Origin of the sequence: Streptomyces sp. NA02950, from assembly GCF_013364155.1 — a bacterium.
Lineage (GTDB): Bacteria > Actinomycetota > Actinomycetes > Streptomycetales > Streptomycetaceae > Streptomyces.
The window spans coordinates 304,504-317,457 of the sequence record NZ_CP054916.1; the positions used below are offsets into that span (position 1 = coordinate 304,504).

Consider the following 12,954-nt stretch of genomic DNA (forward strand, 5'->3'; position numbering starts at 1 on the left):
TCACTCCTTTTCGCCGGAAAGCTGGATCTGAAGCGCCTCGAACTGACCCGGGGTCAGCGTGACGAGCGGGACGTCGGACGGTGACTGCTTGTCTGCGTCTGCGTCGGCGTCCGTGGCGTGCGTGGCAAGACCGGTGAGCATGGCGACCCAGCCGTCGGCCAGGTCGCGGACCGCCTTCTCGTCGACGGGGCCGACCGGGCCGACCAGGGTCACGGTCAGTTCTGGCCCCTCGGGCAGGTCCCTGACCAGGCCACCGGCTTCCAGCAGATGGGATGCGGGCATGTCGGCGTCGGCCGTACCGCCCAGCACCGTGTCGCCCACGGGCTGCCAGGCTTCCTCGGCCCGGGTAGCTCCGGCCCGCGGGCCGGAGGTGAAGCGGCCCAGGTAGTTGAAGCCGATCTGCGGGGTCGGCAGCGCGGCCAGGGCCCCCGCCGTCTCGGGGTTGAGGTGGCGCAGCAGCCCGTAGCCGAGCCCGTCGCCGGGCACCGCGCGCAACTGGTCCCTGATCCTCCGGACCAGAGCACCGGCCGCCGGACCACCCGAGCGGATCCCCGCATAGTCGCCGGTGCCCGGGTCGAGCCGCACCGGGTAGGAGCCGGTGAACCAGCCAACCGTGCCGGTGAGGTCCATGTCGTCGGTGAGCGGGGTACGGCCATGGCCCTCCACCTCGATCAGGACGCCTCCCGCGAGGTTGCGGCCCTGACGGCGGCGCCATTCGCCGACCGCGGCGGCCAATGCGGCCAGCAGCACGTCCTCCACCCCGGCGTCGAAGGCCGTCGGCACCCGGCTGAGCAGTTCCGTGGTCACCCCTACCGGGACGCCGACCTCCGCCCGGTGCAGGCCCCCGGCGACCGTGTCGACGGCCGGGTCGAGCGCCCGCCTGCCGAGCGGCGGGTTCGGTCCGCCGAGCAGCCGGGTCCAGCCCCGTACCTCGGCGGTGCGCTCCGTGCTGCGCGCCTGGGCCTGAAGGGCTTCGGCCCAGCGACGGTACGACGTCCCCCGCGCGAGGTCGGGCTCGCGCCCGGCGCGCACTGCCGCGTACGCGGCGGCCAGGTCCGGGACGAGGACGCGCCACGACACGCCGTCGACCACGAGGTGGTGAGCCACCCACAGCAGCCGGCCCGGGCGCCCGGCCCCGGCGTCGAACCACACAAGCTGGATCATCGCCCCGGCGCGCGGATCCAGCCGTTCCACGGCACGGCGCCCCTCGGCCTGTGTCAGCTCGGCCAGTTCCGCATCGCTCAGTCCGGCCGTGTCGACCCGGACCACCCGCTCCGCGGCCGACGTTCCCGGCTCCGGCACCACCAGGCAGGGTGGGTCCTCGGAGAGTTCCAGCCGCGCGCGCAGGACGTCATGGTGGTCCAGCAACGTCTGGACGGCCGCCACCAGGTGGTCCCCGTCCATCCCCGCGGGCGTTCCCACCAGCATCGACTGGGAGAGCACTCCCGTCAGCGCGCCCGGCCCCGCCCGGTCCACCAGGTCGAGCATGACGGGGGTCAGCGGTGCTCGCCCGATGCCCGAGTCCCGCACCGCGTGCTCCACCGGGGCGTCCTCGGCACCGGTGGTCTCGGCGATCCGGGCCAGTGCGGCGGGGGTGCGGTGTTCGAAGACCTGCCGGGCGGTGATCACCGCACCCGCGCGACGGGCGCGGGCGACGACCAGCATCGACATGATCGAGTCGCCGCCCAGCTCGAAGAACGACTCCTCGGCACCCACCCGGTCCAGGCCCAGCACCTCGGCGAACAACCCGCACAGGAGTTCCTCGCCCGGGGTCTGCGGGCCCCGGCCGGTGCCGCCGGTGAACTCGGGCGCGGGCAGGGCCGCGCGATCCAGCTTGCCGTTGACGGTGACCGGCAGAGCGTCCAGGAGAAGGATGGCCGAGGGGACCATGTAATCGGGCACCTTGCCCGCCACATACCTCCCCAGCACCTCCGCGTCGAGGTCGTCACCGGCCGGGACCACATACCCCACCAGACGCTTGGCACCCGGCTGATCCTCCCGCACCACCACAGCGACCTGACCGACGCTCTCATGCGCCGCCAACACCGCCTCGACCTCACCCGGCTCGATCCGGAAACCACGGATCTTCACCTGATCATCCGCACGCCCCGCGAACACCAACTGACCCTCGGCGCTCCACCGGACCAGGTCACCGGTGCGATACATCCGCTCACCCGACCCGCCGAACGGCGCCGCGACGAATCGCTCGGACGTCAGGCCGGGGCGCCGGACATAGCCACGCGCCAGCCCTGCTCCGGCGATATACAGCTCCCCTATGACGCCCGGCGCCACCGGACGCAGAAACTCATCCAGCACATACACCCGACTGTTGTCCATCGGATACCCGAGCGGCACACCATCCGGCACCAACTCCCCAGCCCTGAACGCCAACTGCGTCGTAAACGCCGTCGTCTCCGTCGGCCCGTACGTCGTACGAACCGTCAGCCGAGGATGCGCCGCAAGCAACGCCCGGATCGCGGACGCGGACACCACATCCCCACCCGTGGACACCTCCCGCACCCCAGCAAAGATCTCCGGCGACTCCTCCGCCAACACCCGGAACAACCCCGCCGTCGCATGAACATTGGTCACACCATGCTCAGCAATCAAACGGCCACGCACCGCCGCATCCTTCTCACCCTGCGGCAACACCACCAGCCGCCCACCCCGCGCCAGCGTCACCCACAGCTCATACGTCGAGGCGTCAAACGCATGGTTGGCCTGCACCAGCACCCGCTCCACCACATCGTCACGCCAAACACGGTCCGCAACAAAAGCAGCGATGTTCCCGTGAGTGACCGCCACACCCTTCGGCACACCCGTCGAGCCCGAGGTGTACATCACATACGCCAGACTGTCCGGCGACACAGCCACCTCAACCGGCCCATCCGCCCCCGCGACTTCATCAACCACCACCGGGTCATCCCACCGCACGGCCCCGGCCACCCGGCCCGCATACGCCCCGGTGGTCAGCACCAGCGAAGGCGCCGCATCGGACAGGATGAAACCAATCCGCTCAGCCGGATAGTCCGGATCCACCGGCACATAAGCCGCCCCCGCCCTGACCACACCCAACAAAACCACCACCAGCTCCGCCGAGCGATCCATCACCACACCCACCCGGCCCTCCGGACCCACCCCCCGATCCACCAGCCAACGCGCCACCCGCTCCGCCCGAGCATCCAACTCGGCATACGTCAACGTCACATCCGAACCGACCACCGCCACCGCATCCGGCACACACCCCACCCGCACCGCGAACAACTCCGGCAGCGTACGAACCGACAACGGCCTAGCGGTGTCATTCCACCCCTCCACCACCCGCCCCACCTCGGCAGGCTCCAACACCTCCAGCCGACTCACCCTGATCGACGGATCCGCCGCCACCTGCTCCAGCACCCGCACCAGCCGGTCCGCGAGCGCCCGAGCCGTGGAGCCCTCGAACAGGTCGGTCGCGTACTGGATACCGCCACCGAGACCGCCCGGCTCGCCCTGGTCGTCGCGGAGTTCGGTGAGGTTGATGGACAGGTCGAAGCGGGAGGGGAGGGCCGCGTCCGGGAGGGTTTCGGAGGCCTGCTGGTGCATGGTGAGGCCGGGCAGGTCCCATTCCGCGGCGGGGATGTTCTGGAGGACGAGCATGATCTGGAAGAGCGGGTGGCGTGACAGCGAGCGCTCGGGGCTGAGATCGTCCACCAGCCGCTCGAACGGCACGTCCTGATGGGCGAACGCCGCCACGTCGGTCTCCCGGACCCGGACCAGCAGCTCCTCGAACGTCGGGTCACCACTCACATCGGTGCGCAGCACCAGCGTGTTCACGAAGAAGCCGACCAGGTCCTCCAGGGCCGAGTCACCGCGGCCCGCTGTCGCCGTGCCGACGGGGATGTCGGTGCCCGCGCCGAGCCGGGTCAGGAGCATCGCCAGTGCCGCCTGCACCACCATGAACAGGGTCGCCGAGCCCTGACGGGCCACGTCCAGCAGCGCCGTGTGCGTATCCGGATCCACCTCCAGCGGCACCGAGCCGCCCTCGAAGGAGGCGATCGCGGGCCGAGTCCGGTCCACCGGAAGCGTCAGCTCCTCGGGCACACCGCCCAATGCCGCCCTCCAGTAGGCGAGTTGAGCGCTTATCAGGCTGTCCGGGTCGTCCAGATCACCGAGCACCTCCCGCTGCCAGATCGCGTAGTCGGCGTACTGCACCGGCAGCGGAGCCCAGACCGGCGCGGAGCCGGTCCTGCGAGCGCCGTAGGCGTGCTGGAGGTCGCCAGCGAGGATGCCCATCGACCAGCCGTCGACGGCGATGTGGTGGGCGACCAGCATCAGTACGTACTCGCTTCCGGCGGACCCCTCGGCCGTCCCGGCGCCCGTGGGGTCCGGAGCCTGTCCGATCGCGGAGAGCACCAGCAGCTCGGTGCGCCACGGGAGGTCGCGCGCCAGGTCGAAGCCCTGGGACGCGGCCTCGGCCATGGCGTCCTCCAGGTCGGCGTGGGCGACCTCGCGGACTCGGAGCGGCGGCGGAGTGTCGAGGAGCCGCTGCCGGGGGCTGCCGCCCAGGGAGGGGTAGACGGTGCGGAGCATCTCGTGCCGTTGCGCCACATCGCCGAGGGCGGCTTCCAGGGCCGCGATGTCCAGCTCGCCGGAGAGCCGGAGCGCCAGGGGCACGTTGTAGGCGGCCACGTCCGAGTCGGTCTCGTCGAGCTGGTTGAGGAACCACATCCGCTGCTGACCGAACGACAGCGGAGGCGCCTCGGACCGCTCCCTGGCGACGAGGCCGACGCGGACATCGTCCTGGTGGCTCTCCATCAGCCGGGCCAGAGCGGCGACGGTCGGCGCGCCGAACAGCTCCCGGACGTTGATCTCGGCGTCGAGGATCGACCGCACCCGGACGATCAGACGCATCGCGAGCAGGGAGTCACCACCGAGGTCGAAGAACGACTCCTCGACGCCGACCCGTTCCAGGTCCAGGACCTCCGCGAACAGACCGCACAGCACCTCTTCGGCCGGAGTGGCGGGGCCTCGGTCGGCCGAACCGCCGAACTCGGGGGCCGGCAGCGCGGCCCGGTCCAGCTTGCCGTTCACCGTCACCGGCAGCGCGTCCAGCAGCACCACGGCAGCCGGGACCATGTAGTCCGGCAGGGCACGGGCCGCGAACGCGCGCAGCGCGTCGGCGTCGGCCTCGGGCTCGGGATCGGTGGCGGGCTCGGTGGCGGGTGCGGTGGCGGGTTCAGTGTGGGCGCCCGCGTCCAGTCCTGCCGGGACGACATAGGCGACCAGGCGCTTCACGCCCGACTGGTCCTCGCGGACGACGACCGCGACGTGGCCGACGCCGTCGTGCCGGGCCAGCACCGCCTCGATCTCGGCCGGTTCGATCCGGAAGCCACGGATCTTCACCTGGTCGTCGGCCCGGCCGACGTAGAGCAGGGTGCCCTCCGGTGTCCACCGCACCGCGTCACCGCTCCGGTACATCCGCGAGCCGGCGGCGCCGAACGGGTCCGCGACGAACCGCTCCGCCGTCAGGCCGAACCGGCCGGCGTACCCGCGGGCGAGTCCGGCGCCCGCGATGTACAGCTCGCCGGTGACGCCCCCCGGCACGGGGCGCAGCGCCTCGTCGAGCACGTACACCCGCATGTTGGCCATCGGGCGGCCGATCGGCACGGAGTCGGGCACGTCCGGCGCCGAGCGCAGCGGGAAGGCGGTGGCGAAGGTCGTGGTCTCGGTGGGGCCGTAGCCGTCGACGACCCGGGTCCGCGGGCAGGCTTCCAGCACCCGTCGTACGGCCGTGGCGGGTACGGCCTCGCCCCCTGTCCACACCTCGCGCACTCCGGCGAAGCTCGCCGGGGACTCCTCGGCGAAGAGCCGGAAGAGGCCCGCCGTCAGCCACAGTGCCGTGACGCCCTGCCCGGCGATCGCTTGCTCCAGGGCGCGTACGTCCAGATCGCCTGGAGCCACCACCACGGTGCCGCCGGACAGCAGCGGCACCCACAGCTCGTATGTCGAGGCGTCGAAGGTGTGCGGCGAGTGCAGCAGCACCCGCTCGTGACCGCCGGTGCCCGCCCAGCGGGGGTCGAGGGCCAGGGCCGCCACGGCGCGCTGGGTGACCGCGACGCCCTTGGGCAGGCCCGTCGAGCCGGACGTGAACATCACGTAGGCGAGCTGGTCGGGATGGCCGGGGACGTGGGGGTCGCTCGACGGCTCGTCGGCCAGGGAGGCGTCGGCATCGACCGTGACGACCGCCGCGACCTCGTCCGCCGGAGCCGAACCGCGCAGTGCGCCGTCGGTCAGCAGCACCGACGCGGCCGTGTCCCGCAGGGTCCAGCGCAGCCGGTCCTGGGGGGCGTCGGCGTCGAGCGGCACATAGGTGCCGCCGGCCTTGAGCACGGCCAGGATCGACACCACCAGGTCGAGGGAGCGGCGTTGCAGCACGGCGACCGCCTGCTCCGGCCGTATGCCCAGCGCCAGGAGCCGGTGAGCCAGCCGGTTGGCCCGCGCGTCCAGCTCGGCATACGTCATCCCGGTGTCGCCGAGGACGACGGCGAGGGCGTCCGGGGTGCGTTGCGCCTGGGCCCGGAACAGCTCGGGGAGGGTGGCGTGCGGGAGGGGCGCCGTGGTGTCGTTCCACTCCTCGACCAAGCGGGTGTGCTCGGTGGGGTCGAGGACGTCCAGCCGGCTGACCCTGCTCCGCGGGTCGTCGGCTATGTGGGCCAGGACGCGTTGGATCCGCTCCACCAGGGTGCGGGCGGTGGCCTCGTCGAACAGGTCGGGCCGGTAGTCGAGCCGTAGTTCGAGTTCGTCGGCGGGAGAGGCGAGCAGGGTGAGCGGATAGTGCGTCGCCTCCTCGCCGCCGCCTCCGGTGATGGGCAGTCCGCCGGGCTGCCGGGTGGCGTCGGGGTCGTGCGGATAGTTCTCGTAGACCACGAGGGTGTCGAAGGTCGCCCCCGGTCCTGCCAGGCGCTGGATCTCGGTCAGTCCCAGATGCTGGTGGGCGATGAGTTCCGCCTGCTGGGCCTGGAGGTCCGTGAGCAGGTCGGTGAAGCGCTGTCCGGGCCGCAGACGGACCCGTACCGGGAGGGTGTTGATGAACAGGCCCAGCATCCGCTCGACGCCCGGCAGATCGGCCGGACGGCCGGCGACGGTGGTGCCGAAGACCACGTCGCTCCGGCCTGTGAGCATGCCGACCAGGACCGCCCAGGCGCCCTGCACGACGGTGTTCAGCGTCAGACCGTGCTCCCGCGCCGTCTCCCGCAGCGCGAGGGTGAGCGGTGCGTCGAGCCGTACGATCACGTGGCGCGGCTGGACCGGCTCGGCGGTCCCGTCGGCCGGGGCGACGAGGGTCGGCTCCAAAGTGCCCGCGAGCACCGACCGCCATGCCTCCGCGGCGGCCTCGCCGTCCTGGCGGTTCAGCCAGGCCAGGTAGTCCCGGTAGGGGGGCACCGGCGGCAGACCGCTCGCGTCGCCGCCCGCGGCGTAGATCTGCGACAGTTCGCCGTACAGGATGGGCAGCGACCAGCCGTCCGTGAGGATGTGGTGCATGGTCACCACGAGGCGGTGGCGGTCCGCGCCCAGCTTCAGCAGCAGCAGTCGCAGGGCCGGCGGCACGGTGAGGTCGAACGGCGCAAGGTCCTCCTCGGCGAGCCGGGCCGCCTCGGCCTCGGCCTCCGCCGCGGGCAGACCCGACAAGTCCACCTCCCGCCACGGCACATCCACATCCCGCACCACCACCTGCACCGGGCTCTCCATCCCGGGCGGCTGGCAGAACGCCGTCCGCAGACTCGCGTGCCGATCGAGCAACGCCCGCCACGAACGCCGCAGCACACCCGCGTCCACCGCGCCCTCGAGATCCAGGTGGCGCCGGCCCACATACACATCGCGGGCGTCTTCGTCATAGCGCGCGTGGAACAACAGCCCTTCCTGCAACGGGGACAACGGCCATACGTCGACCAGGCCCGGCACCGCCGCCTCCAGTTCCTCGACCTCCGCCTGGGCGAGCGTGACCAGCGGGAAATCGGAGGGAGTATGACCACCGCTGTCCGGCTCACCGGCGTGCGTGGCCAGACCGGTGAGCATGGCGACCCATGCGGAGGTCAGCTCCCGCAGCGTCTCCTCGTCGAAGAGGCCGGCCGGGCCGCCCAGGGTGACGGTCAGCTCGGGCCCTTCGGGGAGGTCGCGGACCAGGCCGCCCGCTTCGAGCGCGTGCGGCAGCGCCATTCGGGCGTCGGAGGAGCCGCCGAGGACCGTGTCGGCGTCGGGCTGCCAACTGGCGGCGGATGCCGTGTGGTCGGCGGGGGTGAAGCGGCCCAGGTAGTTGAAACCGACCTGTGCGGTGGGGAGTTGGGCGAATTCGGCCGCCGTCTCCGGGTTGAGATACCGCAGCATGCCATACCCCAGCCCATCCCCCGGGACCGCCCGCACCTGCTCCTTGACCCGCTTCAGCAACCGACCGGCCTCCACGCCACCGGCCCGGATCCGCCCGTGATCCACCCCCGAGGCATCCAGCCGCATCGGATACGAGCTGGTGAACCAGCCCACCGTGCGACTGAGGTCCATGTCATCGGCCAAAGGCTCCCGCCCGTGGCCCTCCACATCCACCAGCACCCCGCCGGAAAGAACACCCCGCTCATCCAGCGCCGCCACCAAACCCGCCAGCAGCACATCATCAACACCCGCATGGAAGACGGCCGGAACCCGGGTCAGCAGCTCCGCCGTCACCGCCACCGGCACCTGCACCTCAACCCCACGGGTGCCACCCGCCACCGTATCCACCACCGGATCCAAGCCCCGCCGCCCCAACACCGGATCCGCACCCTCAAGCACACTCAACCACCCCGGCAGCTCCGCCACCCGCTCCGGACGCACCGCCTCCGCGACCAGCGCCTGCGCCCACCCCCGGAACGACACACCCACCGCATCCAGCACCACCCCGCCACCCGACGCATACGCCACCGCCAGATCCGGCACCAGCACCCGCCACGACACACCATCCACCACCAGGTGGTGGGCCACCAGCAGCAGCCGACCCGGCCGCTCGGCCCCCGCGTCGAGCCAGACGGCCTCGATCATCCGGCCGGCGACCGGGTCGAGCCGTTCCACGGCTCCGCGCTCGGCGTCACGCACCAGTTCTGTCGGATCGCCGACGGTGGCGGTGGCGGTGGCGGTGGTGACATCCACCCGCCGCACGGACGGGACAGCGGAGCCCTTCTCCGCCACCTCCAGGGCGTCCGCCTCACCGTCGACCAGCACCAGACGGGCACGCAGCACATCATGGTGGTCGAGCACCGTGCGCAAGGCCGCCTCCAGCCGCGGCAGTTCCAGACCGGCCGGGACTTCGAGCAGCATCGACTGGGAGAACGTCCCGGTCAGCGCGGCCGGGCCGGCCCGCTCGACCAGCTCCCGCATGACCGGGGTCAGGGGCACCTGCCCCACGGCCGCCGTCCGGGTCTCTGCGGCGGGGCCCGTGGCGGCCTTCCCGGCGACCCGCGCGAGGCCGGCCGGGGTCTTGTACTCGAAGACCTGCCGGGCGGTGAGCAGGACTCCTGCGCGGCGGGCCCGGGAGACGATCAGCATCGACATGATCGAGTCGCCGCCCAGCTCGAAGAACGAGTCCTCGGCACCCACCCGGTCCAGACCCAGCACCTCACGGAACAGACCGCACAGGATCTCTTCCAGCGCGGTCGCCGGACCGCGCCCGGTCGATGCCCCGAACTCCGGTGCGGGCAGCGCCGACCGGTCCAGCTTGCCGTTCTCCGTCACCGGCAGGCGGTCCAGCGCCACGATCGCGGCGGGCACCATGTACTCGGGGAGGACCCGGGCCGCGGACTCCCGCAGTGCGTCCGTGTCCAGGCCTCCCCGAACGGGGACGGCGTACCCGACTATCCGCCTGGCCCCCGGCTGGTCCTCCCGTACCACCACCGCGACCTGGGCGACGCTCTCGTGCCCGGCCAGCACCGTCTCGATCTCACCCAGCTCGATCCGGAAACCCCGGATCTTCACCTGGTCGTCGGCCCGGCCGGAATACAGCAGTTCGCCGTCCGGGGTCCAGCGCACCAGGTCACCGGTGCGGTACATGCGGTCCGAGCCGGGGAAGGGGCAGGCGACGAACCGTTCCGCCGTCAGACCGGTGCGGCCCGCGTAGCCCCGCGCCAACTGCACGCCCGCCAGGTACAACTCACCCGTGACACCGGGCGGCACCGGACGCAGGAACTCGTCCAGGACGTACGTCTGCGTGTTCCACACCGGACGCCCGATGGGCACGGACGCGTACGGCGTGCCGTGAGTGCCCTCCCACTGCGTGACCTCCACGGCGGCCTCCGTGGGGCCGTAGAGGTTGTGCAGCCGCACCCCGATCCGGGCGCGGAACTCCTCCACGAGGTCCGTCGTCAGAGCCTCGCCACTGCAGAAGACCATCCGCGGGGCGGCGCGATCGCCGGGGCCGATTACCTGGAGGAAGACGCCGAGCATCGACGGGACGAAGTGCATGACCGTCACGGCCTGCCGGGCCACCACCTCCATCAGGTAAGCGGGGTCACGGTGGCCTCCGGGCCTGGCCATGACCAGGGCGGCGCCCGCGGTGAACGGCCAGAAAAGCTCCCACACCGACACGTCGAAACCGGTCGGCGTCTTCTGGAGCACCCGGTCCTCGGCGGTGAGGCGGTAGGTGTGCTGCCGCCACCGCAGATAGTTCGTGATCGAGCGGTGGCTGACCACCACACCCTTGGGGCGGCCCGTCGATCCCGAGGTGTAGATCGTGTACGCGGCCGCGTCGGGCGGGATCGTGACCGCCACGGGGGCGCCGGAGCACGCGTCGACCTCCGCGGCGGTCCGCGCCCCGTCCCAGACCGTCCAGCCGGCGGGTCCGGCCTGGTCGTCGGCGGTCGCGTCGGTGCACAACACGACCGTGGGAGAGGCATCGGCCAGCATGTAGGCGATCCGGTGGGCCGGGTAGTCCGGGTCGACGGGGACGTACGCGGCACCGGTCTTCACGATGCCCCACAGCACGACCACGAGGTCGACCGACCGCTCCATGAGGACGGCGACCCGGCTCTCGGGACGGACACCGCGGCCGATCAGCCAGTGCGCCACCCGGTTGGAGCGCTCGTCCAGTTGCGCGTATGTCAGCGAGGAGTCCTCGTCGGTGACGGCGAGGGCGTCCGGGGCGCGGGCGGTCCGGGCGGCGAACAGGGCGGGGAGAGTGGTGGCCGGGTGGACGTGCCGTGTGTCGTTCCACTCCGCCACGACGCGTCGGCGCTCGGCCTCGTCCAGAACGTCCAGCTCGCTGGTCCGCAGCCGCGGGTTGCCGGCGATCTGTTCCAGCGCCTGGACCAGCCGTCGGGCCAGGGCACGGGCGGTGTCCTCGTCGAACAGATCGGCCGAGTACTGGATGCCGCCCTCGATTCCGGCGGGCGCTCCCCGCTGGTCGCGGAGTTCGGCCAGTCCGATCGACAGGTCGAAGCGGGCGGAGAACGCCTCGTCGGCGGGGATCGGCCGGACGTCGAGGTCTCCCAGTTCCCAGGAGGCGTCCGCGCCCGGTGTGTTGTCGAGGGTGAGCATGATCTGGAAGAGCGGGTGCCGGGCCAGGGAGCGTTCGGGGCTGAGGTCGTCCACCAGCCGCTCGAACGGCATGTCCTGATGGGCGAACGCCGCCAGATCGGTCTCCCGGACCCGGACCAACAGCTCCTCGAACGTCGGGTCGCCACTCGCGTCGGTGCGCAGCACCAGCGTGTTCACGAAGAAACCGGCCAGGTCCTCCAGGGCCGCGTCACCTCGGCCCGCGACCGGGGTGCCGACGGGGATGTCGGTGCCGGCGCCGAGCCGGGTCAGCAGCATCGCCAGCGCGGCCTGGATCACCATGAAGGTGGTGGCCGAGGCCTGCCGGGCCACGGAGGCGAGCGCGCCGTGGGTGTCGGGCCGGATGCCCATGGGGACCCAGCCGCCCCGGAAGGAACCGACCGCCGGCCGGTTGCGGTCCACGGGCAGGCGCAGCTCCTCGGGCAGGCCCGCCAGCGCCCGGCGCCAGTAGCCGAGTTGGGCGCTCAGCAGGCTGTCCGGGTCGTCGAGGTCGCCGAGGACCTCGCGTTGCCACAGGGCGTAGTCGGCGTACTGGACCGGCAGCGGTGCGAAGCCGGGCGCCCGGCCCGCGCAGCGGGCCGCGTAGGCCGTGCGCAGGTCGCGGGCGAGGACGCCCATCGACCAGCCGTCGACGGCGATGTGATGGGAGACCAGCAGCAGCACGAACTCCGGCCGTGCCGCGGCCGGCAGGGTCAGCAGTTCGGCGCGCCAGGGCAGGTCCCGGGTCAGGTCGAACAACCGGTTCGCCAGTTGCGCCATGACCTCGGGCAGCTCGGCCCGGGTGACGTGGTGCACGCTCAGGGCCGGGCGCCCGGCCGGTCCGTGGGCGATCCGCTGCCGGGGCACGCCATCGGTCTCCGGGAACACCGTACGCAGGGTCTCGTGCCGGTCGGCGACGTCGCCGAGGGCCGCCTCCAGCGCGACGGGGTCCGGCTCACCGGTGAGCCGGAGCGCGAGCGGCATGTTGTAGGCAGCGGCCGCCCCGGACTCCTCCAGCCTGTTGAGGATCCACATGCGCTGCTGACCGAACGACAGCGGCAGCACTTCGGGGCGCGGCCGGGCGACGATCCCTGCGCGCACCGCGGGGCCGTCGGCGTTCTCCACCATGCGGGCCAGACCGGCCACGGTCGGCTCGGCGAAGAGTTCCCGGATGCCGACCTCGGTGTCCAGGGTGGAGCGGATGGCGGCGATCAGCCGCATCGCCAGCAGCGAGTCACCGCCCAGGTCGAAGAAGGACGCGTCGACGCCGACTCGCTCCAGGCCGAGGGCCTGTGCGAAGAGCCCGCTCAGGATCTCCTCGACGGGGGTGGCCGCTGCCCTGCCTTCGCCACCGAGGCCGGGGGCGGGCAGCGCGGCCCGGTCCAGCTTGCCGTTCGCGGTCACCGGCAGGGAGTCGAG

At 72.1% G+C, this 12,954-nt stretch carries 1 protein-coding gene (only partly in view); it reads right to left on the reverse strand.

Translation table 11 applies throughout. The features are described from left to right. A protein-coding gene (locus HUT19_RS01200) for a non-ribosomal peptide synthase/polyketide synthase (RefSeq protein ID WP_254885360.1) crosses the window boundary here: on the reverse strand, nt 1-12,954 show its 3' portion. Its footprint extends 10,497 nt past the window's final position; only the last 12,954 of its 23,451 coding nucleotides appear in the window; its start codon lies beyond the right edge, outside the window; its stop codon occupies nt 1-3.